Below are 25,500 nucleotides of genomic sequence, written 5' to 3'. Positions count from 1 at the left end.
CTTCCAACTAGACGCTAGTTGTTACTGGAGGGTAGCTTCAAATTCCGGGCGAATGCACCAACCCGGGCAGTGAGGTGTTCGAAAAACACCTCGGGATGGGTCGCCGTGACGATAGCGGCATTCGGTTCGCGCCGCCAGATCCCGGTCCAGTCTGCGATCGTGGTTCCCCGCGTGAGCCGCCCCTCGAGTTCGACGTCCACCGTCGCCGGTGTCGTCGTGTACGGAACGGTGCCCAGTGCGACGGCCGCCGCGAACGGGTCGTGGACGTGGGCGAGATAACCGAGATTCTGGTCGCGATGGAACTCCATGTAGAAGCGCAGCGCATCGGACAGGTGCCGAACCACCTGATTCGATGCGCGCGACCGCTGCCCTCGCGGGTCGTCGGGCGACAATGCTTCGGCGGGAGTGCTTTCCGAAGCCTCCGCGATGCGGTCCACGTGCACTGGATGCATCTCGATGGTCTCGGTGGTGTCCAGCGGGCACACGATCGGATGCTGCCGGGAGGGCAGACCGGAGAACGCGTCGAACACTTCGCGCGCGGCCTCCGGATCGACCGCCACATTCCACTCCGACGTCGGTGTCGTGTTGCCGGGATGGTTGAAACATCCGCCCATGATCACCAGACGCCGCAGTCGCTGCGGCAGCTCCGGATCCATCCTCACGGCCAGCGCGAGATTCGTCATCGGCCCGGTGACCAGACCGGTCAACTCGCCCGGGTGCTCGCGTGTGAGCTCGACCCATGCCTCGGCTGCGGAGCGAGACGACGGCGCTCTCGACGTCGCCGGAAACTCGGCATATCCGACACCCAGCGGTCCGTGGGTGTCCTCGGTGGTCATCAACGGTGCGACGAGCGGAACTTGCGCTCCGGCCGCGACCTCGATGTCGGCACGGCCACACATATCCAGCACCGCAAGGGTATTCGCGGTCACCTGGCCGACTGGAACATTGCCGGCCGTGCACAGCACCGCGGCGATGTCGGCCTCCGGACTTGCGAGCAGGTACAGCAACGCGAGCGCATCGTCGATGCCGGTGTCCACGTCGACGATGAGTCGAGTCGAAGTGATCGGAAGGTCGGGGGAGCCCACGCACACATCTTGCGACATCGTGTTTGCAGCGCGCATCACGGGGTCCCGATCGACCGCCGCACCTCCCCTTGAGAGCATTCGACCATGCAGAACAAGGCCTGGGGTTATTTCACGGACGTCGACGGCACGTACCGGCCCACCAAGTACGCGGTGAGCCCGTGGTCGTCGACGATGCTCGCGGGCCCGTGCGTGTGCGGGCTGATCGCCCGTGAACTCGAGAATCGGCACGGCGACGACGCGATGGTGCCCGCACGCCTGACCGTCGACCTGTTCAAGCCCGTCCGCAACGACGAGGTCCGATTCACCACGACGCGCATCCGCGACGGTAAACGGATCCGTGTCGCCGATGCGCTGCTGATGCAGGGTGACGACGTCTCCGCCCGCGCGACCGTCGTCTTCCTGCGGCCGTCGGAGCAGCCGCCGGGTGCGGTGTGGGTCCGCGAGGACCGGCCGGAGCCGCCCGCGGAGACCCCCGCCGACCCGGAGACCGGATTCGTCTTCCCCACCTGGTTCGGTAGCGACGATCACCCCGACGGGTGGTCGACCACGCGATCCGAACACCAGAACGCGAGTCGCAAGCGCTTGTGGGCGCGCCAGCTGCCCGTCGTCGTCGGAGAAGAAATGTCGCCGTTCGTGCGCACCGCGACGGTCGGGGAAGCGACCAGCCTGGTGACCAACTGGAGCGACCGTGGCGTCGGCTTCATCAACGCCGACCTCACCCTGACCCTGTCGCGGTTGCCCGTCGGGCCGGAGGTGGGTGTCGAGGCCGACCACCACATCAGCTCCGACGGCATCTCCGTCGGCACGTCGGTGCTGTTCGATCGGCTCGGGCCGTTCGGTTCCGGAACGGTGACCGCACTGGCCGATCCGCACCGGCAGGTGGATTTCGGCTGAGGGCGATGATGCCGAACTAGCATGTGCGCCATGCGAGTAGTGCGGATCGTCGACCTCAGCCACCCGGTGTCACCGACCACACAGGTGTATCCGGGAGACCCGACACCCGTGTTCACTCCGCATGCGACCATCTCCGGCGACGGCTACAACCTGCTGCACGTCGCAATGGGTTCGCAGACCGGCACCCACGTCGACGCGCCGCGACACATCCGCGACGACGGAGACTCCGTCGACCGGCTTTCGCCCGCAGCATTCGTGGGCAGGGGAGTGGTCCTCGACGTGCGCGGCCGTGTCGGCCCGGGCGAGCTGATCGGGCCGGGCCTGTGGGACGAAGCCGATCTCTGCTCGGGCGACATCGCCCTCGTGCACACCGGTTGGTCGGCGCACTTCGGCACCGATGAGTACTTCCGGCATCCGGCGCTGAGCGCGGAGGGGTGCCGGTGGCTGCTCGACCACGGAGTGCGCACCGTCGGTATCGACGCGCCGAGCATCGACCCCACGGGCGACGAGGAGCTCGCCGCGCACCACGTGATCGCCGTCGCGGGCGGCGTGATCTGCGAGAACCTGACGAACCTCGCGGCGATCGATTTCCCGGATCCGTTGGTGAACCTGCTGCCGATCCCGTTCGTGGGCGCCGACGGGGCACCCGTGCGCGCGGTCGCGATGCACATCGAGCCGTTCTAGGGCAGATGCGTCACCACCACACGCGCCGTCCCGTATACCGCGGTTCCTGCCGTGATCAGACCGAACACGACGATCCACACACCTGCCGGAATCTTCGTCAGCCACCTCAGCTGGTCGGCGTCGGAGCCTCGGCCACGGCCTCGCATGTGCGTGCGGGCAAGTTCGAACACCGGACGTGTCGCGCCGAGCAGCAACACCCAGGTGATGAGATACGCGGCGGCATATCGCACGACCGGATCACCGAGATAGGCCGCGGCACCCACGATCGCACCCGCGACCACGACGGAGAAGAATCCGTACAGGTTGCGGATCAACAGGAGCAGCAGCGCCAACGCCGCGAGAATCGACCACAACACCGCCGCCGGTCGGTTCAGGGTCAGCAGTGTGGCCGCGGCGAAGCCGAGCACCGCCGGACCGGTGTACCCGGCGAACGCCGTCGCGACCATGCCGGGACCGCGCGGATTCCCCGACGACACCGTCACCCCGGACGTGTCGCTGTGCAATCGGATGCCCGACAGTTTGCGTCCCACCAACGCCGCGACGAGCGCATGCGAACCCTCGTGTGCCTGCGTGATCACGTGGCGGGTCTTCAGCCACAGCGGCCGGACCGTCACGAGGATCAGTGCGATCGCTGCCGTGACCACCACCAGCACTGTCGACGCGGGTTCGTCGACGGCAGAGACGGCCTGCCACGCGGATTCCACCGCATTCGTGAACGAGGCTGCGTTCGTGGACGAGTCGACGCTCGACGCCACTGGTCACCTTTCGTCGGGTACAGGTGAGGCACGACACGTCGCCGGCCCCGATAACCTCATGAGCATGCCTGACAGTCGTGCCACCGCTGTCCGCGCGGGTATCGCGGACTCGTGGGCCGTCGGACTCGGACTGATTCCGCTCGGCCTCGCGTTCGGGGTGGTGCTCACCCAGGGCGGCTTCGACTGGTGGTGGGCGCCGATCTTCTCGATCGTGATCTATGCCGGCTCGATGGAATTCCTGGCGATCGGTCTCATCAGCGCGGTGACACCGTTCGCGTCGATCGCCGCGGCGACGCTGCTCGTCAACTTCCGGCACGTGTTCTACGGACTGTCGTTTCCTCTGCGCTCGATCCCCCTGGGCTCGATTTACAGCAGGATCGGCCGCCTCTACGCCGTCTACGCGCTCACCGACGAGGCCTACGCGATCATCGCGCCGAAAGCGGGTCAGGAGCTGTCCGGTACCCGCGTGCTGACCGTGCAGGTGTTGTGCCAGGCCATGTGGGTGGTGTCGGGCACTGTTGGCGCACTCATCGGTGCGGTGCTGCCCGCCGGCCTCACGGGCCTCGAGTTCGCGCTCACCGCATTGTTCACGGTGCTCGCGATCGACGCGTTCCGTGTCAACCGCGACGTTCCGGCCACGGTGATCGCAGTGGTGTGCGGGCTGGTGGCGATGTTGATCGCGAAGGAACAGATGCTCGTCGTCGGACTCGGATTGTTCGTCGCGTGTCTGCTCGCGCGGTTCGTCTATCGCAACAGGGCTGCCAGTGCCTGAATCGGTACCCGGCGCCGGATATGTGCTCGGCGCGCTGCTGGTGATGTTCGTCGTGACGGTCGCGCTGCGCGCTGCGCCATTCGTAGCGCTGTCCGCCCTGAAGCATTCCGCCGTCGTCGACTTCCTGGGCCGGACGATGCCGGTCGGCGTCATGATCATCCTCGTCATGTACACGCTGCGTGACGTGGGCGCGACGACGTGGCTCCCCGCGACGATCGGGTTGTGCGGCACGATCGCGATGCACCTGTGGCGGCGCAATGCGGCGCTGAGCACTGTGGCGGGAACCGGCCTCTACTTGGTGGCGTCGGCCTTCTGGGGCTGAGCGTCCACCGTCGGGGTGGTGACCGGCGGGATCGGGGTCATGGTCTCTCCGCGACGGCTGCGTGCCGCGAAGACCCCGGCGACGAACACGACGACCGCGATAATGGCCTGCGAGTTCCCGAGCGTCTCGAGCACCATCTGTTCCACCCAGCCGCGCGACGACGCATCGGTGAGCAGCTTGTTGGGCCCGAACAGGAAGATCAACGTCGCGGGCAGGAGTACCGGCCACCAGCGGCGGTAGCGCGGGGCGACGAGCAGCGGCACCAGGAACAGCGAATACACCCAGTGGTGGGTGACGGCGATCGGTGCGGCGAGAAGCGTCGCGAGACCCACCAGCGCGAGGGCGGGCACAGTTTCGCCGGCGCGGAGGAAGCGGTGCGCGGCCCACACGGTCGCGGCCACGATGATCGCGGCACCGATCATCCACAGGATCTTGCTGGTGCCCTCGGACAAGCCGAACCGAGCGATCAGGCCGGTGAGCGCCTGGTTGCGGAAGTACTCCTGGTCGCCGGCGCGATCGGTCGCGAAGAACTCGTCGGTCCAGAAGTAGACCGAAGAGTCGGGGCGTAGCCAGTAGCCGAACGCGACGGTCGCGAAGAACGCCCCGAACGCCCGGACCACCGACGGGATGTCCTTGCGGAGCAGGAGCAACAGACCGAACGCGGCGGGCGTCACCTTGATCGCTGCGGCCACCGCAATGCCGATGCCGCGGAAGCGCGAGGGGATCACACCGAGCACGTCGGCGACGACGAGCGCCATGAGAATGATGTTGATCTGGCCGAACGCGAAGTTCGACCGGAACGGTTCGAGCAGCAGCACCACACCGAGGGACGCGGAGGCGACGAGGCCCGCTCGGGTGACGTCGAGACGCTGGTAGACGACCTTGAGGATCCACCACACGAGGGCGATGAGACCGGCCGTCCACAGCACCTGCAGTGTCGTGCTGCCGATCAACGCCATCGGCGCGAACAGGAACGCGGCGAACGGTGGGTAGATGAACCGGAAGCCCGAGTGGCTGTAGAAACCCTCTGTGTACAAGGGGGTGTGGTGCAGGAAGGCGTATCCGGCGTCGCGGAAGACATCGAGGTCCATGAGGTATTCGGTGAACGCGTCCTGGACGTATCCCGCCACCGCGTACGCCGTGACCAGGAGTCCGATGGCGATCAGTGCGGAGTGCACGGGCCTTGCGCGGACTTCGGACAACAGCACGGGGTAGACCTCCGGGGGACGACGACGTTTCGGGATCCCGTCGGGGCGACCCCGTCGTCACGTTACACAAACGTTGTACGGCGTAGCCCGCTCCGGACCCTTCCTCCGCATAAAGTGGTCGGTTTATCCCGTTTGGGTATTTCTGATCGGGTGTATATCCGGTCTATATCGCTTTCTCGAATGACCGGTAGATCCCTGTAGAGAATTGAATCGAACGCGCTCGTCCCATGAATATTCGGGTCTATTGGTAAATTGCTAGACTGCTGAATATTTCTCTGAGATCGTGGCTCGGACGCCCGAACCCGCACCGTGCAGCACGAATGCGCACTCGCTGAGGCGTTCGGCACCACCGAGATCCAGCGAGAACTCCACCGATTCGGCCAGGCGATACGGCCGGCTCTCCACGACCGAGCCCAACGCACGACGTAACCGGGATACCTCCGCACGTACGGCGACGGCATGATCGGCGTCACCGAACAGCGTGTGACTCAACTCCGTCACCGACATCCCGACGCGGCCACGCAGGTGCAACAGCAGCAGGATCTCGGCATGCCGAACCGTCACCGCGCTGCGCCACTGGCGTCCGGTTCCTGTCACCTCGACCGTCGGCGACGACGACAGTTGCAGCGTCATGCGGATCGTCGCCGCGGATTCGGACGGCCGGATCAACCAGCCGTGCGGCAACTGTTCCGGTACGCACAGGCCGAGGCCGGGAACCGTCAGAGCCCGATCTGTGCGGGGAGCACCGATGCGACGGGTCGCGGCGACGCCGGACGCGTGCGCAACCCATCCGTGGTCGTCGACCAGCAGCACCGGGCCGTTGACCGAAGCGAGTAGTGGTGCGGCCTCGGTGCGCAGCCGATCGAGCCGGTGTTCGTGCTGACGCCACAATTGCGATTCTGCGAGACGCACCGCGGTGTCGACGAGCGCTCCGATTGCGGGATGCAGCGTCATGGCCGGGCCGCTGACGTCGACGATGCCCAGCAGATCACCGCTGATCGGATCGTGGATCGGCGCGGCCGTGCAATACCAGGGGTGTTGCGACTGCTCGAAATGTTCGCCGGAGAACAACTGCACCGGCGCGGTCTCGGCCAGCGCGGTGCCGATCGCGTTGGTGCCCACTTTCTCTTCCGTCCAGACGGAACCCACGCAGAACCCCAGCGTGTCGGCCCGCGACCGCACGCGCGCCGAACCGCTGCGCCACAGGATGACGCCGTCCGCGTCCGTCACGACGAGCAGCATCTGTGATGCGTCGGCGACCGGCGAGATCACCTGTTCGAGGTCGCCGATGATCGCGGCGAGCGGCGACGACCGCCGCCGCTGTTCGATCTCCTCGAGCGAGTACGGAACGCGCGTGTTGCTGCCCACCGGGTCGAGGCCGGTGCGCAGGACTCGGGACCACGACCGGGCGACGACGCTGCGCGGTTGCATCGTCGGTGTACCGCCACCGATGACCGTGTCGTGCATTCGCATCAGATCGCGGGCGTATCGGGACAGATCGGTGCCGGGCGTGATGGCGCTGAAGGTGCTCACTGTCGCTCCGTGTCACCGCCCTCCGTAGTCCCTGCTGGTCTCCGCAGCATAGGTCCCGCGTTGTGTCGCGCGCCACACGCAACGTGATGCAACGCTTGCCGCGACGTTGCATCAGGAGTGTGCTGGATCACATCAACGAGCGGAAGGATCGGCCATGACCGACATTCTCGAGCACCCCTCCGATCACGTCACCGACCCGCAGCAGCGGGTGGATGCGTGGCTGCGAGATTTCGAAGCGGCGCTTGCTGCGCGTGACGTCGAGGCAGCTGCAGGTATGTTCGCCACCGACAGCTTCTGGCGTGATCTCGTCTCCTTCACCTGGAACCTCAAGACTGTCGAGGGACGCGACGGTGTCGCCGGGATGCTGCACGAACGCCTCGCCGACACCGATCCGAGCGGCTTCCGCACCACGGAGGCGCCGACCGAGGACGACGGCGTGGTCAGCGCCTGGATCGCTTTCGAGACCGCCGTCGGTCGCGGTGAAGGGCACCTACGTCTGAACGACGAGGGCGCATGGACGCTGCTCACCACGCTCCAGGAGTTGAAGGGGCACGAGGAGGGGAAGAAGGAGCGCCGCCCGCGCGGGACGAAGCACGGCGCCGACCGCCACCGCATCACATGGTCGGAGCAGCGCGAGGCAGAGGAACGCGAACTCGGCTACGAGACGCAGCCGTACGTCGTCATCGTCGGTGGTGGCCAGGGCGGTATCGCGCTCGGCGCGCGGATGCGTCAGCTGGGGATCCCGGCGCTCGTGCTCGACAAGTACGACCGCCCCGGCGACCAGTGGCGCGGCCGGTACAAGTCGCTGTGCCTGCACGATCCCGTCTGGTACGACCACCTTCCGTACCTGCCGTTTCCCGAGAATTGGCCGGTGTTCGCGCCGAAGGACAAGATCGGCGACTGGCTCGAGATGTACACCCGCATCATGGAAGTGCCGTACTGGTCGAAGACGTTGTGCACGTCGGCCTCGTACGACGATGCGGCCGGCGAATGGACCGTGAACGTCGAGCGCGACGGAGAACCGCTCGTGCTGCGACCCAAGCAGCTGGTGATCGCGACGGGAATGTCGGGCAAGGCCAACGTGCCGAATTTCCCGGGCATGGACCGATTCCAGGGCGATCAGCATCATTCGAGCGCGCACCCCGGACCGGATGCCTACGCCGGTAAGAAGGCCGTGGTGATCGGAGCCAACAACTCCGCGCACGACATCTGCGGCGCACTGTGGGAGGTCGGTGCCGACGTGACGATGGTGCAGCGCTCGTCGACGCACATCGTCAAATCCGATTCACTCATGGACCTCGGCCTCGGCGACCTCTACTCCGAACGCGCACTCGCCAACGGCGTGACCACGCACAAGGCGGATCTGACGTTCGCGTCGCTGCCGTACCGGATCATGCACGAGTTCCAGATCCCCGTGTATCAGAAGATCGCGGAACGCGACGCAGACTTCTACGAGCGACTGGAAAAGGCCGGTTTCCTCCATGACTGGGGTGACGATGGGTCGGGTCTGTTCATGAAGTACCTGCGACGCGCGTCCGGCTACTACATCGACGTCGGTGCGTCCGAACTCGTCGCGAACGGCGACATCAAGCTCGCCCACGGCAACGTGCGTGAGCTGACCGAGAACTCCGTCATCCTCGACGACGGCACCGAACTCGGAGCCGACCTCGTCGTGTACGCGACGGGCTACGGCTCGATGAACGGCTGGGTCGCCGACCTGATCGGTCCGGACGTCGCCGACAAGGTCGGAAAGTGCTGGGGCCTGGGCTCGGACACCACCAAGGACCCCGGTCCGTGGGAGGGCGAGCAGCGCAACATGTGGAAGCCCACGCAGCAGGACGGGCTGTGGTTCCACGGCGGAAATCTGCATCAGTCGCGGCACTATTCGCTCTATCTCGCCCTCCAGCTCAAGGCGCGGTACGAGGGAATCCCGACCCCCGTCTACGGCCTTCAGGAAGTGCACCACCTGAGCTGACACCTGTGCCGCACAGCCGCGCGGTGCGTGGACAGATACCGACGGTCGACGTCGTGTACCTGTCCGCCCACTGCGCGGTCATCGGCGACGTGCCCTCCCCGCTGCGGCGGAGAGGCGAGCTCGGACAGTGTCGAAGTGAAACAGTTCCTGCCACGTCCAACGCACGACTTCGAGGCCCAACGCGCGGAGAGCGTCCTCTCTCAGCTTCTCCTTGTGGACGGTCTCCGCGGTCGCTCCGGGTTCGTCGGCCCCGTACTTGCTTCGGCCGTCGAACTCCCCGACGACACCGACGTCCTTCCAGTAGAAATCGGGCCGAGCGACGAATGCTCCGGAATCGGTGCGTAACTCGTACTGCAACTCCGGGGCGGGTAGCCCGGCGGAGGCGATGCGGAGGCGGCTCAGCGATTCGCCGGGGCTCTCGCTCTGTCCGTCGAGGAACTCCACCGTTCGACGCGCCGCCGCGATGCCCGTCCTCGTGCGGGCAGTGCTCACGGCATCGGGTAGGAGCGGTAGCGCGTCGGGATACATCCGCAGCGCGGAGTCTCCGGCGACCACGGCGTGATCCGTCGGCAGCGTTCGAGCCAGATCGACGACGGTCCGCGCGACGGATGTCACCGGCACCCCGGACACACGGCCGACTTCGTCAGGCGGGAGAGAAGTCGTGTGGACGTGCAGTGTGTCGAGGCGTCGGCCACCCGACGCACAGTTGCGGCTGATATGAACACGGGAGAGGTCGACGTCCCAAAGCGCCAATCCGTGCATCGCCGCAGCCGAGACATGGCTGACAGCGGAGCCGTCACGCAGTTTCCCACGAAAGCCCAGCACCCGAACGCGATGTAGGGCTACAGGATCGGGATCTGTCGTGCCGTCGATGTAGATACCCCGCGCGACACGCCGCAACGTCCCGACGCGCAGTGCCTGACGGATCTCGTCGACGGTTGTTCCGGAAGCCAAGAGCTCGGAGCGGAGCAGCAGTGTCGGTTCGTCCATGGTTGGCAGCGTCGCAGCCCTGTTCGGCGGCTTCTGGTGGTTTCCGTGCCCGGGCGACACTTCTGTGGATGAAGTGTGTGCCTGTGGACAACTTGCATCCGCGCACCAAAAAGGCACGAACAGCGGGTCGACGCGGGGTGTCTGTCTGCTGAACGCGCGATCAGGGTACTTGTGCATTCGTATATCTACGACACGCGCTAGAGGAACCCAGAAACCGCTGAACTCGTCGTTACCATCGACCGATGGACCCGGTCCGCAACCCGTACGCCCCCGGCGCAGGGCAGCGCCCGCCCGAACTCGCCGGCCGCGAGAAACAGCTCACGGCCTTCGACGTGGTGCTCGAACGAATCGCGCGGGGAAGACCCGAGCGCAGCGTCGTGCTCACCGGCCTCCGCGGGGTAGGCAAGACCGTCCTGCTCAACCACCTGCGTTCGCTCGCGATCGCCAAGAGCTGGGGAACAGGCAAGATCGAAGCCCGCCCCGATCAAGGTCTGCGTCGCCCACTGTCGTCCGCGCTCCACATGGCTGTCCGTGAGATAGCTGCGGGCCATCCGGATCCTGAATCGGTCGACTACTTCCTCGGCGTCCTCAAGTCGTTCGCGCTGCGCGCCACCGCCGACAAGGGCATGCGCGAACGTTGGCAACCCGGCATCGATGCCCCCGCGGTCAAGGGCCGTGCCGACTCCGGCGACATCGAGATCGACCTCGTCGAATTGCTTGTCGACGCTGCCGGCCTCGCCCGCGACGTGGGTGTCGGCATCGCCCTGTTCATCGACGAAATGCAGGACCTCGACCCCGACGACGTCTCTGCAATCTGCGGCGCGTGCCACGAATTGAGTCAGGACGCTGCGCCGCTCATCGTCGTCGGCGCCGGGCTGCCGCACCTGCCCGCCGTGCTGTCGGCATCCAAGTCGTACTCCGAGCGGTTGTTCACCTATCACCGCATCGACCGTCTCGACCGCGAAGCCGCAGACCACGCACTGATCGCCCCCGCGGAACGCGAAGACGTCGAATTCACGCAGGAAGCACTCGACGTGCTGTACGAAATGGCCGACGGTTACCCGTATTTCGTGCAGGCCTACGGCAAGGCCACGTGGGACGTCGCCGCGGCCAGTCCGATCACCCCCGACGATGTGCGAGTCGGGTCCCCCGACGCGGAGGAGGAGCTCGCCGTCGGCTTCTTCGGCTCGCGCTACGAGCGGGCAACACCCGCCGAACGCGAATACATGCGCGCAATGGCCGAACTCTCCGGCGACGACGGTCCCGTGCCCACATCGAAGATCGCGGTGGAACTCGGACGTAAACCGGCGTCGCTGTCGCCGGCCCGCGACGGACTCATCAAGAAGGGCCTGATCTATTCCGCCGAACGCGGATTCATCGGCTTCACCGTGCCGCATTTCGGGAAGTATCTTCGTGCTCAAACAGACTGAGCTGTGCGCGTAGTCGCGTCAACGCACGGTGCTGGGCCACTCGCACGGCACCGGGTGTGGTGCCGAGCATGAGTGCGGAGCGTTCGGTGCTGTAGCCGCGGAAGATTCGCAGAATCACGATCTGGCGCTGTTGCTCCGGAAGCATATCGACGAAACGGCGTGCAGCGGCGGCGAGTTCGCTGTCGAGTACATCCTCGTCGGGTGAGGGTTCGTGTACCTCGTGGACCGGTGCAACCGGGCGCGGTGCTTTGCGCCGGGCGTCGACGACCTTGTTTGCTGCGATGGCGAAGGCGAACCGCAACACCGACCCGCCCCGATCGTCGTATCGGGGGAGTGCACGGACCAGGGCCAGGCAGGTCTCCTGCGCGACGTCTTCGGCGGGTGTGTGTGCCCGGGTCTGCTCATCCATGCGGGCGGTGCAGAACTGCAGGACGTGCGGGCGTACACAGCTCACCACGGTGCCGACGGCGTGCGGCTCGCCGGCGACGGCACGTGGCACCCAGTGGCGGAGCAGAAGTTCGGTGTTCTTGTCGGCCACGGCGGTGGTCCTCTCGGGTGGTGTGGATGTCACACCACCTTCCGCTGCGTCGTGGCCGCGCAATACCGACCCTCGGGTGGGTTATTCGTCCACCCACTCCACGGTGTCGTCGAGCGATGCCCGATCGGTGCGGCACGTGTTGGCCGGATGAGCGTCGTCGGCGTACCCGAACGCGATCGCGCAGACGACGTCGCGGTCGTCGCCGATGTTCAGTTCGCGCCGCAACGCGGAACCGGCCATCGGCACGGCGGCCTGTGGGACGGCAGCGATGCCGAGGGATTCGGCGGCGAGCAGCAGCGTCGAGACGTAGCCACCGCAGTCGACCGCACCGTACACACCGAGCGCCTTGTCGGTGGTGATGATCGCGACGTGCGGTGCGCCGAAGAACCGGTAGTTCTCGAGCATTTGCTCGGTGCGGCGCGCGTAGTCGTCGCGGGCGATGCCGAGCGCGTTGTACAGCGCGTATCCGGCCCCGCGGCGGCGTTCGGCGTACTCGCCGCGGTACTCGACCGGGCCCGGGATATCGGGTTCGAGCTGACCCGACGATGCCTGGGCGTACAGAGCTTCACGAAGGCGTTCGATGGCATCTCCGCTGATCAGGTGCACGCGCCACGGCTGGGAGTTGCACCACGACGCGGTGCGCTGCCCCATCTGCAGCATGCGTTCGATGTCCTCGCGCGGGACCTGCTTGTCGAGGAAGCCGCGGCAGCTGTAGCGGGAGTCGAGGAGAATCGACAACGTGTCGGCGTTGCTGGTCATACCGACCACGATGGCACAAGCGAGGAGTTAGCGCTCGTTCAGGGTCGGTGGATCGCGACGACCGTTCACATCGTCCGACTCCGTCGCAGGCCATCACCGCCGCCGACGTTCGCCTGCCGGCTCGACGACGGCCAGTGGGTCTATCCAACTTGGCAGTTCACGGACTCAGGAACGGTGCCTCCGCATCTGATCACCCTGTGGTCGATCCTGCGTGCCGCTGCTGACCCGTGGACCTGCGCGGTATGGTTGCGCAGCCCGCAACCAGCGCTCGGTGATCGCAGTGTTGCCGACTGGATCGCCGAAGGCAACCCGCACGACACGGCTCTGGCGCTGGCCCGTGCAGATGCGCAGCGGTGGGCCGCGTGAACCGAGACTCTGTCGCACTTCGCCCACCTCTCCGATCGCTGCGCGATTTCCCTGGTTGTGCGCTCACCGCGGCGCAGTCGCTCATCCGAGGGCACCACGTCGCGAACGGTCCGTGGTGGTTTGCCTCCTCGGGTGGTGGCCGGTTCGATCTGACGCCTCCTCGTGGCACCTGCTACCTCGCATTTCGACGAACTCAGCGCAATCCGGGAGACCGTCGGTGAGGCGCTGTCGACGACGGGGGTGATCAGCGCGGACTTCGCTGCCGACCGCCCGCTGTCGACCCTGACCGTGTCGCATGCTCATCGGCTCGCCGACACTTGTGCAGACGAGGCGGCGGATTTCGGCCTGACCCGCGAGCTGTCGTCCATGACTCCGTACGCGGTGCCGCAGGAGTGGGCCGCGGCGTTCGACGCCGATTTCGCTGGGATTCGGTATCAGACCCGGTCCACCACCGGGCCGAACCCGAACGCGATCGGTCTGTTCGGGGAGGCAGGAGAGGCCGACTGGCCGACCGATCCGAGCCCCAAGCCTCTGACGGCAGCTGCTCGGAGGTGCGGCTTCATCGTCGCCGACCCGCCGCGGTCGGTGCGCATCGTCTCACCGCCCGGGAGCTGACGGCCCGGCCCCGAACGTCACCGCCGATCGTGGGCGCTCGCTCGGGGCCTGGAAGATTGTCATCTATAGGTATTTCTGATGCGAAGCCGAGATAGCAGAATATTTCCCTGCCGACTCTGCGCCGCATCGCCGTTGGCGTCGCTATGTGACACTGCAGGCTGTGTGACACTGCAGAAGGATCTGTCGATCGCATCTTCTCGAAAGGGCCGGAATGACCGAGCAGCCGCTCCTGGGGCAGTCGTGGCGCACTGACCTCTTCGATGTCCCGGCCTATCTCGACGCTGTCGGGGTCCGAGCCACTGCGCCGACCCCGGATCTGCTGGAAGAACTGCACGGCGCACACGTGCGCACCTTCCCCTTCGGCAACGTGGACGTGCTGCTCGGCACCCATCCCGGTGTTGCGCCCGATGCCGTCCAGGACCAATTGGTGCGACGAGGTCGAGGCGGCTACTGCTTCGAGCATTCGCAGATCTTCGCAGCGGCGCTCGAACACCTCGGGTTCTCGGTGCGCCGATCGTTGGGTCGGGTACACGAGCTGAGCAACACCCGCACGCACATGACCGTCATCGTGCAGATCGACGGTGAGAGATGGCTGTGCGACCCGGGATTCGGCTTCAGTGTCACCGGACCCGTTCCACTGCGGGACGGAGGCGTTCGGGCCGAGGGCGACCGGGAGTTCATGGTGCGGCAACTCACCGACCAGGGCGCGACCGTGTGGGCGCTGACACGGGGCGGCAACGTGGAGCACTTCGTCGACGAACAGCCCGTGCATCCCGCTGATGTGCGGGCCGGACACTTCGTCACGTCGAGGGAAGAGAATTCGCCGTTCGTGAATCACCTCATGGTCATGCGACACATGCCGCACGCGCACGTGACTCTCACCGAACGCGCACGTACCGTCCGCGCCCCCGGCAGGGCCACCGAACACACGGAACTGTCGGTCACCGAAGTCGTCGACACCGTACTCGAGCTCGGAATTGTGCTGGACCGGGTGGAGATCGACGCGTTGAGCTCGGTCGTGACGCGGCTACGGAAGAGTACGTGAAGTGATCCGATCGGACAGCGGAGATCACACGATGTCCTGTTCGTGTCCTGCCGCGACCTTCCGCAACCCTCGGTAGGCCTCGGCGGGCGTGCGTCTCCCCGCGACCACGGCTTCGACCTCCGCCGCGATCGGCATCTCGACGTCGTATTCGCGCGCAAGTTCCATCACCGTCGGTGCCGTCTTGACTCCCTCTGCGACCTGACCGAGTTCGGCGAGGGCTTCGTCGAGGGTGAGGCCGCGTGCGAGCGCCTCACCCACGCGCCGGTTCCGCGACGCCGGGCTCGTGCAGGTGGCGATCAGATCACCGATCCCGGTCAGGCCCGCGAAGGTACGCGGGTCGGCGCCCATCGCCTCCCCGAGCCGGGTCATCTCGGCGAGACCGCGGGTGAGGACCATCGCGCGTGTGTTGTCGCCGACCCCGAGGCCTTCTGCCATACCTGCGGCGATCGCCACGATGTTCTTGAGTACGCCACCGAGTTCGCAGCCGAGCACATCGGTGTTGCGGTACACGCGAAACACCTTGGACGCGAACAGCGGCTGCAGCGCAGTCGCCACCGAATCGTCCTGAATCGCGACGACGGCCGCCGCAGCCATGCCGTCGGCGATCTCCCCGGCGATGTTCGGTCCGGACAACAGGCCGACGGGATGCCCCGGCAGGCATTCCGACACCACCTGGGTCGGACGCAGGCGCGTTCCCGGCTCCAGCCCCTTCGCCAGCGACAGGATCGGTACCCACGCCCGCAACCGATCGGCGATCTGTTCGAGAGTCGCGCGCACCGCGTGCGAGGGCACGCCCACCACCAGTACGTCGGCCTCGTGAGCGGCCTCGACGATGTCCGACGTCGCTCGCAGCCCCTCGGGGAGTTCCCGGTCGCCGAGGTATCTGCTGTTGCGCCGCTGCTCGTTGATCTCCGCGGCAGTGTCGGGATTGCGTGCCCACAACAGGGTCGGGGTGTTGTGGGCCGCGAGCCCGGCGACCGTGGTTCCCCACGATCCCGAGCCGAGAACGACGACGCGAACCGGACGTGCCATTCGAATCCTTCCGTCGGTGGTATCCGATGAACCAGACTGTCAGGCGCTGCGCCGTCGCGCGTGCTGTTTGCCCGACTTCGTGCCTGTATCCCGATCGTTATCTCTCCAGTTGGCGCCGCATTTCGAGCAGTATTTGCCGAGTTCGGTCGGTAACAGCGCATCTTCGTTGCTCGACGTAGCGAACATGGCTACAGCACAACGTGAACGAATCCCGACCCGGATCGCGCTCGGTGCGGGCGCCATCGCGATGTCTGCTGTCCTCGGTGCGGCACCTGCGAATGCACAGGAACCGCCGGTGCACGACGGTGGTTCGGGAACGATTCCCGCCGAGTCCATGCCCGATGCCCTCCTCGGCTACGCGGGATTCCTCACGCCCCGGACGGACAGCGAACTCGTGGGCATACCGACCCGATACGGGAGCCTGTGCGCGCCGCACGAGGTGTACGCGCAGTACGGCGACCCGATCGGTCACCGCGCCCGGACCTACGTCGTCGACGGTTTCGCTGCGCACGATCTGACCGGTCCGGCCGGCACCGCGGGCGCGGAAGTGTTCGAATATACCACGCCCGAGGCCGCAGATGCCGCATTCGAGATCGTGAAGGACCTGACCTACGGGTGTGATGTGCCCGTCGACGGTCTGGTGGTTCCGTCCGTGTCGCCGAACAACACACTGTGGGGTTCTCCCGCGGAGCCCACCGACGGTGACGCCTTCTCGGTCCATTCGGGCAACTACCTCGCGCACGGCGGATCCGACAGTTACACGACCGCGCGATACGACCGGTACATCGTCGTCGGCGGGTACCACACGCCGCCCGATCCCGACGCGCCGTTCATCGAGCCGGCGCAGGGTGTCGCCGTGGCAGACCGGGCGGTCCATGCCACACGGAACTCAGTGTTGGGACTCTCCTGAGTCAACGGCCGAGTAGTTCCGACACCGTCACGAATCGGTAGCCCTCCGCACGGAGCCCCTCGACGATCCCGGGGATCGCCTCGAGCGACGACGAACGCGACGGATACATCACGTGCAGCAGGATGATCGAACCGGGGCGCGTCTCCTCGAGCGCTGTCCGGACGATCTCGTCGGTGTCGGACGAGGCCGAGTCCGGCTCGACGTCCCACATGACGGTGGTCCGGTCGTGCTCGTCGAGATAGCGGGGAAGCGCAACCAGTTTCTTACCGTAGGGCGGACGGAAGGTGATCTCGCCGTCGTAGCCGGTGGCACGGATCGCGGCGTCGGTGCTCTCGATCTCCTCCGCGACGGTGTCGCTCCCGACGAACACCATCCTGCGATGTGTCGCGGTGTGGTTCCCGAGTTCGTGGCCGGCCGCGACGAGTGCGCGACCGAGCTCGGGTCGCTCGACCATCTCGTTTCCCGTGACGTAGAAGGTCGCCGGCACGTCGGCATCCGCGAGTGTCTGCAACACCTCGGGTGTGAGAGGGCTCGGTCCGTCGTCGAGCGTCAACGCGACCACCTTGTCGTCGGTGTCCACGCGGTCGACGAGCGTGCCGAACAGTTGAGTGGTCCGCGAATCCATGAGGCGATAGGTCGCGAACGCGGCGACGATCAGCACCAGGGTCACGATCGACACGATAAGAGCTGTGGTACGTGCCCGCGAGGTCATGCGGGCATGGTGCCAGAGCGGGTGTGCCTAATCGCCGTGGGGATCTGTCCAATCGTGGCGTTCGAGCAGCCACGACACCGCGACACCGCCGACGATCCCCCAGAACGCCGCACCGATGTTGAAGAACATCACGTCGGACGCAGTGACGATGAACGCGATCAGTGCCCCCATCGTGTAGCGGCGACCGAACCCGGCGACGAACGCGCCCTGCAGTGCCTTGAGCATCGCGAGACCACCGAGCACCGCGACGAATGATGCGGGTGCCGCGATCATCCACCGCACGAACAGTGGGGCGAACATGCCGAAGACGATTGCCAGCCCGCCGCACGTCAACGCCGCGGTGTACTGGCGGGACCGCTCGCCCGACGCGGTGAGCAGTGCGTTCGTCGGTCCGGTCAGGCACGTCGACACCGCTCCGACGCACGCGGCGGGGAGCGACCACAGTCCACACATGATCGTGGAGACGTTGATCGGCGGGTTGTGCCCGGCCGATCGCAGCACGGCGACGCCCTGCCCGTTCTGCACGACGATGACGGTGATCGCCAGGGGAAGCACCAGTTCCACGATCGCCGACCAGCTGAAGACCGGTGCGGTGAACACAGGTGCGGCGAGGACGTTCCCGCTTCCGGGTTCGGGTTCGAACCGGCCGGACAGCGCGACCGCGATCGCGCCGGCGAAGAGGGCGCCCAGGATCGGTGGCATCCACCGACCGAGCGCCCCCACAGCGCTGAGCAGCAGGAACACCAGGATCATGGGCACGGCGATCGCGAAGTCGGAGCCGAGTGCTTGTACCAGGTTCGTGCCGAACGACAGGAAGACACCTGCGACCATCGCCATGACGATGGGCATGGGCAACGCCTCCATCACGCGGCGGACGAGGCCTGTCACTCCCAGCACGGTGATCAGTGCCGCCGTGACGAAGAAGGCCCCGACCACCTCGGCCCAGCTCAGGTGGGTGAGAGAACCGCCGACGAGGATCGTGCCGGGGATGGTCCAGAAGAAGCCCAGCGGCTGCCGGTAGGCGAGGCTCATGGCGATCGTGAGGATGCCGTTCAGGACGAAGACCCCGAAGATCCACGACGCCAGCTCGGCCTGTGACAGTCCGCCGGTGGCGCCGGCGGCGAGGATCACCGCAACAGGGCCGGTGCACGAGAAGATCAGCCCGATGAGTCCGTTCGACGCGTACCTGGGTCCGAGGTCGCGTAGCACCTCCGCGGGCCGGATCCATGGCCGGGACGGGCGCTCGAACAAGTCGGTGTCGGGGCGTGTGGCGTCGTCGACGGCTGTCATCGGGCTGCTTCTTCCTTACTCTTCTTGACGGAAACGTGCTGCGAGTTCGCTGCGTGAGCGGATGCCGAACTTCGCATAGACGCGGGTCAGGTGGTACTGGACGGTCTTGACCGAGAGGAACAGTTCTCCCGCCACCTCTTTGTTGGTGTGACCCGACGCGACGAGCGTGGCGACCGCACGTTCCTGCGGTGTCAACGTGGACACGTCGGTGTGATTCCGAGTGCTCACGGCGTCACCGGACTTCAACCCGCCTGCCTTGAGCTCGCGGTCGCAGCGCGCGACGATCGAGCCCGCACCGAGCACGGCATACAGCTCGCGCGCGGTGCGGATCACGCTGTCGGCGTCGCGTCGCCGTCCGGCGCGGCGCAACGTCTGTCCGTACGCGAAATTGATGCGTGCGCGATCGTACGGCAATGGGAGGGTGGCGATTTCGGACAATGCACTCTCGAAGGAGTCGCGGGCCGCGTCGATGTCGCCGCGCGCGCCGTGAATGCGTCCGCGCACGTACCCGAGTCGTGCCTTCGCGGAACGGTGACCTCGCTCGGCGGCGCGCTCCTCGTGGGGGCGCAGGAAGGCGTCGGCGTCGTCGACGCGGCCGGTCATCACCAGCGCGTTGCCGTAGAGGTCGGGCCAGGGCCAGAATCCGGGTTCGTCGAGGGCTTCTCTGTGCCGCAGGTTCACGAGGGGGTCGAGTTGGCGGAGCACCCCGTCGTAGTCTGCTGCTACTTCTGCGCACTGGGCTGCGGAGATGCAGGAGGGGACGAGCATGAGCGTGTAGTCGTTGCTGCCGGCGCGGCCGTGCCGCAGGTGTTCGCGCGCGGCATCCCAATTACCGCGCAGTGCATGCACTTGGGCGCCGGTCCAATGGACGAGTGGCCGCAGTAGATCCAGCCCGGTCGAATCGAGTTGTGCAGCTGCCCGATCCACGGTGCGCAGGGCATCGCTCCACGCCCCCAGGGTGAACTGTGTGCGGGCGAGCCACGCTTGCGCCCACAGGGAGATCCGGAGGGAGCCACCGCGGAACGTGGTGGGTTCGGAAGCTTCCAGTTCGGTACGGGCGCGATCGGGCGCATCCAGCGCCAACGCGAGCCAGCCTTCTGCCATGCGGATGCGCTGGCTCTGTGCCCCGAGGCGGACGTGGTCGGCAAGGCCGGCGTACGAAGCGCGGGCCTCGTCGATGCGTCCGGTCATGCCCAGGCCGAGGCCTCGGATGGCGTTGGACTCCACGACGGCGGGTGCATCGCCCGGGACCAGCGACGAAGCGCGATCGGCCCAGGTCACGAGTTCGTCGCCGCGCATCCTGGCCAGTGAGTGCAGGACCATCCGCTGGCAGATCATCGCTGCCAGTTCGGGGTCGGTCTCCGATTCGTCGACCATGGTCCAGGCTTCCGACAGCAGGTAGTGCGCCTCGGCGGCGCGCCCTCGCTGGATGGCGAGGTAGCCGAGGACCGCGTTGCGCATCGGGCCTCCGGGGGCGCTTTCGATCTCGGGAACGAAGGTCTGTGCCTGGGGGAGATCGGCCGCGCCGGTGAGTGCGTCGACCCCGCGGATCAAACGCTGTGTGCGGAGGTCTCGTTCGGGTGTGATGCGGCCTGCCGTGATGAGTGCCTCGGCGGCCTGCGCCCATGCGCCGTCTGCAGCGCGTTGCCGAGCGAACCGATCGAGCCTGTCTGCGAGGGTGCCGTCGGCGGCGGGCGTGGCCGACACCAGATGGAACAGGGCGTCGCCCTCGTCGTCGACAAGTGTGGCCGCTCGCGCATGCAGTTCACGCCACCGCGCCGGCCCGATCTCGTCGGTGACGGCGGCGCTGGTCATCGGGTCGGGGAACAACAGGGTGACGATGCCCTGTCGTTCCCGCATCGTCAGCAGACCGGCCGTGTGTGCCTCGTCGAGCAACGGTGTGGGGTCGTCGACTTCGGCAAGTGCAGCAGCCGGGGCGAGCGGCGATCCGGTGCCCAGGATCGCCGCTGCTTCGATGAGGGCGCGTGTCTCGGGTGAGCAGGCGGTGAGGGCTCGTCGTACCGCTGCGGCGTGTTGTGCAGGTGCGGGGAACCGTGCCTGCCACCGATGCCATTGGGCGCGCGGGATCTCATCGAGGAGCTGCAACACCGGTCGGGGACTCCCGAGTGTGTGCTCGTGCAGGCGTTGAGCCGTCCAGGGCGAGAGGTCCACGCCCGCGCGGAGAAGCGCGAGCTGGGCGACGTCGCCGGAGGTGAGGGCACGGACATGGACGGTGTCGGCCCGATGCGACGACAGGATTCGTGCGGTGGTGTCGTCGATGCCGTCGGGCAGGACATCGGGGATCACCCACAACATCAGGATCGGGCGTTGGTGTGCGCGGCGGATCATCGACGAAAGCGACTGCAACGACTCGATATCCGACCAATGGGCGTCATCGACGATGATGATCGTGGTGCCGTGGATCGTGTCCAGGTAGGCATGGGCCGCATCGATGGGGTCGGCCTCGGGCGCCGCGGCGTGTGTCAACTGTTCGAGCACTGCCCACGGATGATTCGACTCCCACGGTGCCCCGGAAGCGGTCTGGGCGTGTATATCACGGTGCCTACTCGTGAAAGACCGTACGAGAGCACTCTTCCCGATGCCGGGTGGACCCTCGACGAGGGCGAGCACGGGAGATCCCGCGCGCGCCCCGTCGAGGAGTCGGTCGAGCTGCGAAAGCTCGGTTTCACGTCCAACCAACATCGAATTGTCCGTCACGCATCCACGGTAGTCCCGGTCGAGGTGCCGGGAACGTCGATCCGCGTGTTGTGCTGCAGCGGTCGGGGAACGAAGAACGTGACGAGGCCACCGGCGACCGCGATCACCGCGAAGATGTAGAAGTTCACGTTGTTCGCGAAGCCGGCGCCGATCAACAGGCCACCGATGAGCGGGCCGAAGATTCCGCCGAGTCGACCGAATCCGGCGCACCATGCGACACCGGCTGCGCGAGCGGGGGTGTCGTAGTAGTTGGAGACGAACCCGTAGACGAGCACCTGGGTGCCGATCGTGCCGACACCGGCGATCGCGACGGCGGTGAGGAGCACGGGCAGCGGGAACCCGAGCGTGAGCATCACCAGGGCGACGGCAGCGAGGAAGAAGGTGGTCACGATGACGGCCTGCGGACCGCGGCCGTCGGCGATCTTCGATGCGATGATGCCGCCGATGATCGCACCGCCGTTGAGGACGAGCAGGAATGCGAGCGAGCCGTCGGCGTTGTAGCCGGCATCGGCCATGATCTTCGGCAGCCACGTGTTCAGGCCGTAGGTCAGGAGCAGTCCGGCGAAGCTCATCATGCCCAGCAGACCGGTGCCGAGCGCGTACTTCCTGGTGGCGAGTGCAGCGAATCCGATCTTCTCGGTGGGAGCGGTGGGTGCGGCGGTCGGCATCGGGAAACCGAACTTGTCGCAGATGGTTTTCGCCTTGTCGGTGTGGCCGCGAGACACCAGCCAGGCCGGGGATTCGGGGAGTTTGACCAGCGCGGCGGGCAGCAGGATGACCAGTGGCAGGGCGCCGATCATGAACAGTCCGCGCCACCCGATGGCGTCCCGCAGCAGGATCGCGAGGAGTGAGGCGAGCACGCCGCCGGCAGGGACACCGCTGTAGACGATGGCGTTGAACAGGTTGCGCTTGCCCGGAGGGGCGAACTCCGCGACCACGGCGCCCGCGGTGGCGACCAGCCCGCCGACACCGATGCCGGTGAAGAACCGGAGACCACCGAACATCGCGATGCTCGTGGAGAAGGCGGCGGCGCCCATACCGACCGAGAACCACACGATGTTGATGAGCATCATCTTGCGTCGGCCGACGCGGTCGCCGAACGCGCCGGTGACCAGAGCGCCGACCATGACGCCGATCAAGGCGTAGGAGCCGAGTGCTCCGGCCTGCTGCGCGGAGATCTCGCCGAGCTGGGTGGGGTCGGCCATGAGAGTCGGGACGACCGTTCCGTACACGACGAGGTCGTATCCGTCGAAGATGATCGCGAGTGTGGCGAGAGCGACGATCCAGATGACGCTTCGCTTGTGCTGTGGACTGGCCCAGGTCTGTGTGGTTTGGGTCATGACGGGCTCCGGTTTGTGTGAGGGGTCACAAATAGATTCGGGTAAAAAAGGGCCTCACCAGCAGGAAAAGGACCACTGGTGAGGCCCGGAATTGCGGCTGTCAGCCTTGATCGCCTCCGGCCACGGGGAGAACCGAGCCGGTGATGTACGAGGCCTCGTCGGAGGCCAGGAAGGTGATCGCTGCGGCCTGCTCGTCGAGCGTGCCGTAGCGCCCCAGCAACGAGGAGTCGACGGTCTGGTCCACGATCTGCTGATACCAGGCCTTTTCCTGCTCGGACTGCGGTGCCGGCCCCCGCGCGACCCGCCGCTCCGGTGCGACGGTGCCACCCGGCGCGGTCGCGACCACGCGTACCCCGTACTGCGACAGTTCGAGCGCGAGCGCCGAGGTGATGGCATTGACGCCACCCTTTGCCGCTGCGTACGGGACACGGTTGACGCCGTGGGTCGCGACCGACGACACGTTGACGATCGTCCCCGACTGCTGATCGATCAGATAGGGCGCTGCCGCGCGGCACGACCACAGCGTGGGGAACAGCGACCGACGGATTTCCTTCTCGATCTCGTCGGGCGCATAGTGCTCGTACGGCTTGGCCCAGATCGTTCCACCGACCACATTGATGAGCACGTCGAGTCGCCCGGCCGCCTGCACCGCGAACGCGAGTGCCTCCTCGGCGCCCTCGAAGGTCTCGAGGTCTGCAGTCACCGAATGCGCCTTGTTGCCCTCGGCGCGCAGGGACTCGGCGACCTCGTGGACGAGTTCGGCGCGGTCGACGAGGACGACCTCGCCGCCTTCGGCCGCGACGCGTGTCGCGACCGCGAGACCGATGCCCTGCGCAGCACCGGTGATCGTCACGCATCTGCCGTCGAACCGGCCGGGGAAGATCTTCACTTCGCTCATCGCGCACCTGCTGTCGCGCCTTCGGCGATCGCGCGCCGCATGGTTTCCTTGGCGTGGCCGGAGTGGGCGATGATCAGCTCGCGGGCAGCAGCTTTGTCGCCCTTCTCGTAGGCCTCGACGAGCTGCATGTGCTCGTCGACGATGTGCCCTTCGATCCACTGCGCGTCACGCAGCACCTGGTACATCAGCTGGGTCACTTCGAGGCGGTTGTAGGCCTCGAGCAGCACCGGGTTGGTGCAGCAGCGGAACAGGAACTCGTGGAAGGCGGCGGTGGTGTCGGTGAACGCGGCAGCGTCCGTGAAGTGGTCGCCCTCGACGGACGCGCCGGATGCCTCCGCGAGAATCCGGAACTCGATGAGCTGCTCCGGGGCGAGCCGGCCGATGGTGAGTTCGAGGACACCGAGCTCGAGTGCCATGCGGGCATCGAACTGCTCGTCGGACTCTGCGACGGGCGGGTGTTCCTCGCCGATCTCGTAGTTGCCCGGCGATGCGGGGATCTCGAGTGCGACGGGCCGTCCGGTTTCCGCGGCTGCCTTCTCGGCGGCGGCCTTCTCCGCTTCGGTGGGCGCCGGGGCGGTCGCGCCGCCCGGGGTGGCGGAGGTGTTGAACTTCTCGAAGTAGAAGTTCGCAGGAGTGATGTTGTTCTCCGACAGGTGGTTACGCACTGCTTCCACCATCGGCGGCGGGCCGCAGAGGTAGATGTCGACGTCGCCGTCGCCCAGATGCTGCGGCTCGAACAGACCGGTGACGTAGCCCTTGTTCGGAGCCGACGACTCCTTGTCGGCGACGCAGTAGTCGAACGTGAAGTCCGGCAGCGACTCCGTATACGCCTGGAGCTTCTCCAGTTCGACGAGGTCGTGGTCGAACGTGACACCGTAGATGAGGTGTATCGGATGGTCGGTGCCCTCGCTCTGGACCTTCGACAGGATCGACAGCAGCGGGGCGAGTCCGGTTCCACCGGCCAGCAACAGTGACGGGCGTTTGCGTTCGCGGAGGAAGAAGCTGCCGAAAGGGCCGGTGAATTCGAGGGTGTCGCCCACCTGAGCGCGGTCGCGCAGGTATTCCGACATCAGACCGCCCTCGGTGATCTTCACCAGGAACGCCAGCGCGTCGTCGTGCGGGCCGGTGCTGAACGAGTACGACCGCGTCGCCTGCTTGCCGGTGCCGTCGTCGCTCCCGGGAACCCCGATGTTGACGTACTGCCCGGGCAGGAACACCAGGTCGTCCCGGTTGTCGATCTCCACGGTGAACCCGACGACGCTCTCGGAGTAGCGGTTGAGTTCGGTGATCGTCGCCGTGTACGAGGCCGCGGCCGTCTTCGCGACATCCGATGTGCTGGCGATCTGCACCACCAGATCGGACTCCGGCATCATCTGGCACGGAAGACAGTAGCCCTCTTCGGCTTCCTCGTCGGTCAGTGCATCCTCGATGTAGTCGCCGCCGTCGTAAGTGCCCGACTCGCAGAATGCCTTGCAGGTGCCGCACGCCCCGTCGCGGCAGTCGAGCGGAATGTTGATGCGCGCCTTGTACGACGCATCTGCGACGGTCTCGTTCGGCTTGACCTTGATGAAGCGGGTGACCCCGTCCTCGAAGCTCAATGCCACCTGGTACGTCATGTGCTCGAGCCTC

24 protein-coding genes are annotated in these 25,500 nt (G+C 66.5%); 10 read left to right on the top strand and 14 right to left on the bottom strand.

The window, feature by feature from the left end; genetic code table 11:
* Window positions 1-14: 14 nt before the first annotated feature.
* Window positions 15-1,103: a nucleoside hydrolase gene (locus Q7514_RS14190; RefSeq protein WP_330133941.1), complete on the bottom strand. Its 1,089-nt coding sequence runs from the start codon at window positions 1,101-1,103 to the stop codon at window positions 15-17.
* 66 nt (window positions 1,104-1,169) lie between these two features.
* Between Q7514_RS14190 and Q7514_RS14185 the strand changes: the two genes are divergently transcribed.
* Both Q7514_RS14185 and Q7514_RS14180 read left to right on the top strand, forming a co-directional pair.
* A complete protein-coding gene (locus Q7514_RS14185) occupies window positions 1,170-1,979 on the top strand; it encodes an acyl-CoA thioesterase domain-containing protein (RefSeq protein WP_330133899.1) in 810 nt (269 codons plus the stop codon).
* A 30-nt stretch (window positions 1,980-2,009) separates the two neighbouring features.
* Window positions 2,010-2,663, top strand: coding sequence for a cyclase family protein (locus tag Q7514_RS14180; protein ID WP_330133897.1), 654 nt, complete (start codon window positions 2,010-2,012; stop codon window positions 2,661-2,663).
* Here Q7514_RS14180 and Q7514_RS14175 read toward each other — a convergent pair.
* Entirely contained in the window at window positions 2,660-3,418 is a 759-nt protein-coding gene (locus Q7514_RS14175; protein WP_330133896.1) for a M50 family metallopeptidase, read from the bottom strand. The genes Q7514_RS14180 and Q7514_RS14175 overlap by 4 nt on opposite strands.
* A 58-nt stretch (window positions 3,419-3,476) precedes the next feature.
* Here Q7514_RS14175 and Q7514_RS14170 point away from each other — a divergent pair, with 58 nt between their 5' ends.
* Complete coding sequence (locus Q7514_RS14170; RefSeq protein WP_330133895.1) at window positions 3,477-4,190, top strand: AzlC family ABC transporter permease; 714 nt, start codon at window positions 3,477-3,479, stop codon at window positions 4,188-4,190.
* Window positions 4,183-4,512, top strand: coding sequence for a branched-chain amino acid transporter permease (locus Q7514_RS14165; RefSeq protein ID WP_330133894.1), 330 nt, complete (start codon window positions 4,183-4,185; stop codon window positions 4,510-4,512). The genes Q7514_RS14170 and Q7514_RS14165 overlap by 8 nt, the downstream gene beginning before the upstream one ends.
* Here Q7514_RS14165 and Q7514_RS14160 read toward each other — a convergent pair.
* Window positions 4,482-5,720, bottom strand: coding sequence for a glycosyltransferase 87 family protein (locus Q7514_RS14160; protein WP_330133893.1), 1,239 nt, complete (start codon window positions 5,718-5,720; stop codon window positions 4,482-4,484). The genes Q7514_RS14165 and Q7514_RS14160 overlap by 31 nt on opposite strands.
* 255 nt (window positions 5,721-5,975) lie before the next feature.
* Window positions 5,976-7,253: a sigma-54-dependent transcriptional regulator family protein gene (locus Q7514_RS14155; RefSeq protein ID WP_330133892.1), complete on the bottom strand. Its 1,278-nt coding sequence runs from the start codon at window positions 7,251-7,253 to the stop codon at window positions 5,976-5,978.
* Between the two features lie 154 nt (window positions 7,254-7,407).
* Here Q7514_RS14155 and Q7514_RS14150 point away from each other — a divergent pair, with 154 nt between their 5' ends.
* On the top strand, window positions 7,408-9,228 hold the full coding sequence (locus tag Q7514_RS14150; protein ID WP_330133891.1) for an NAD(P)/FAD-dependent oxidoreductase: 1,821 nt from the start codon (window positions 7,408-7,410) through the stop codon (window positions 9,226-9,228).
* Between the two features lie 78 nt (window positions 9,229-9,306).
* Here the strand turns inward: Q7514_RS14150 and Q7514_RS14145 are convergent, their stop codons facing one another.
* On the bottom strand, window positions 9,307-10,218 hold the full coding sequence (locus tag Q7514_RS14145; protein WP_330133890.1) for a hypothetical protein: 912 nt from the start codon (window positions 10,216-10,218) through the stop codon (window positions 9,307-9,309).
* A 242-nt stretch (window positions 10,219-10,460) separates the two neighbouring features.
* Between Q7514_RS14145 and Q7514_RS14140 the strand changes: the two genes are divergently transcribed.
* Window positions 10,461-11,648, top strand: coding sequence for an ATP-binding protein (locus Q7514_RS14140; protein WP_330133889.1), 1,188 nt, complete (start codon window positions 10,461-10,463; stop codon window positions 11,646-11,648).
* Here the strand turns inward: Q7514_RS14140 and Q7514_RS14135 are convergent.
* Window positions 11,602-12,186 carry a sigma-70 family RNA polymerase sigma factor gene (locus tag Q7514_RS14135; protein WP_330133888.1) on the bottom strand — a complete coding sequence of 195 codons (585 nt, stop codon included), beginning with the start codon at window positions 12,184-12,186 and terminating at the stop codon, window positions 11,602-11,604. The two genes, Q7514_RS14140 and Q7514_RS14135, sit on opposite strands and share 47 nt — an antisense overlap.
* A gap of 81 nt (window positions 12,187-12,267) precedes the next feature.
* Window positions 12,268-12,945 carry a nitroreductase gene (locus tag Q7514_RS14130; protein WP_330133887.1) on the bottom strand — a complete coding sequence of 226 codons (678 nt, stop codon included), beginning with the start codon at window positions 12,943-12,945 and terminating at the stop codon, window positions 12,268-12,270.
* A gap of 174 nt (window positions 12,946-13,119) precedes the next feature.
* On the opposite strand from Q7514_RS14130, the gene Q7514_RS14125 reads away from it, so the two are divergent.
* The 3 genes from Q7514_RS14125 (at window position 13,120) to Q7514_RS14115 (ending at window position 14,971) form a co-directional block, all read left to right on the top strand.
* The gene (locus Q7514_RS14125; RefSeq protein ID WP_330133886.1) at window positions 13,120-13,311 is read left to right on the top strand and encodes a hypothetical protein; all 192 of its coding nucleotides are present in this window, start codon (window positions 13,120-13,122) and stop codon (window positions 13,309-13,311) included.
* Between the two features lie 162 nt (window positions 13,312-13,473).
* Complete coding sequence (locus tag Q7514_RS14120) at window positions 13,474-13,926, top strand: hypothetical protein (RefSeq protein WP_330133885.1); 453 nt, start codon at window positions 13,474-13,476, stop codon at window positions 13,924-13,926.
* 211 nt (window positions 13,927-14,137) lie between these two features.
* On the top strand, window positions 14,138-14,971 hold the full coding sequence (locus Q7514_RS14115; RefSeq protein ID WP_330133884.1) for an arylamine N-acetyltransferase family protein: 834 nt from the start codon (window positions 14,138-14,140) through the stop codon (window positions 14,969-14,971).
* A 24-nt stretch (window positions 14,972-14,995) separates the two neighbouring features.
* On the opposite strand, the gene Q7514_RS14110 is transcribed toward Q7514_RS14115, so the two are convergent.
* On the bottom strand, window positions 14,996-16,003 hold the full coding sequence (locus Q7514_RS14110) for an NAD(P)H-dependent glycerol-3-phosphate dehydrogenase (RefSeq protein ID WP_330133883.1): 1,008 nt from the start codon (window positions 16,001-16,003) through the stop codon (window positions 14,996-14,998).
* A gap of 184 nt (window positions 16,004-16,187) precedes the next feature.
* On the opposite strand from Q7514_RS14110, the gene Q7514_RS14105 reads away from it, so the two are divergent.
* A complete protein-coding gene (locus Q7514_RS14105) occupies window positions 16,188-16,913 on the top strand; it encodes a hypothetical protein (RefSeq protein ID WP_330133882.1) in 726 nt (241 codons plus the stop codon).
* A gap of 1 nt (window position 16,914) precedes the next feature.
* Here Q7514_RS14105 and Q7514_RS14100 read toward each other — a convergent pair whose 3' ends face one another.
* The 6 genes from Q7514_RS14100 to benC all read right to left on the bottom strand — a co-directional run bounded on the left by Q7514_RS14100 (window position 16,915) and on the right by benC (window position 25,487).
* Window positions 16,915-17,625, bottom strand: a complete 711-nt coding sequence (locus Q7514_RS14100) for a polysaccharide deacetylase family protein (RefSeq protein ID WP_330133881.1) — start codon at window positions 17,623-17,625, stop codon at window positions 16,915-16,917.
* 27 nt (window positions 17,626-17,652) lie between these two features.
* Window positions 17,653-18,915 (bottom strand): benzoate/H(+) symporter BenE family transporter, encoded by a 1,263-nt coding sequence (locus Q7514_RS14095; RefSeq protein WP_330133880.1) that lies wholly within the window; start codon window positions 18,913-18,915, stop codon window positions 17,653-17,655.
* Between the two features lie 15 nt (window positions 18,916-18,930).
* A complete protein-coding gene (locus Q7514_RS14090) occupies window positions 18,931-21,618 on the bottom strand; it encodes a helix-turn-helix transcriptional regulator (RefSeq protein WP_330133940.1) in 2,688 nt (895 codons plus the stop codon).
* 11 nt (window positions 21,619-21,629) lie between these two features.
* The gene (locus Q7514_RS14085; protein ID WP_330133879.1) at window positions 21,630-22,973 is read right to left on the bottom strand and encodes an MFS transporter; all 1,344 of its coding nucleotides are present in this window, start codon (window positions 22,971-22,973) and stop codon (window positions 21,630-21,632) included.
* 100 nt (window positions 22,974-23,073) lie between these two features.
* A complete protein-coding gene (locus tag Q7514_RS14080) occupies window positions 23,074-23,871 on the bottom strand; it encodes a 1,6-dihydroxycyclohexa-2,4-diene-1-carboxylate dehydrogenase (protein ID WP_330133878.1) in 798 nt (265 codons plus the stop codon).
* The gene (gene benC, locus Q7514_RS14075) at window positions 23,868-25,487 is read right to left on the bottom strand and encodes a benzoate 1,2-dioxygenase electron transfer component BenC (RefSeq protein ID WP_330133877.1); all 1,620 of its coding nucleotides are present in this window, start codon (window positions 25,485-25,487) and stop codon (window positions 23,868-23,870) included. The genes Q7514_RS14080 and benC overlap by 4 nt, the downstream gene beginning before the upstream one ends.
* Window positions 25,488-25,500 lie beyond the last annotated feature (13 nt).

Source organism: Rhodococcus artemisiae (assembly GCF_036327795.1).
Lineage (GTDB): Bacteria > Actinomycetota > Actinomycetes > Mycobacteriales > Mycobacteriaceae > Rhodococcus > Rhodococcus artemisiae.
This window is presented reverse-complemented; position numbering and strand designations above follow the sequence as displayed.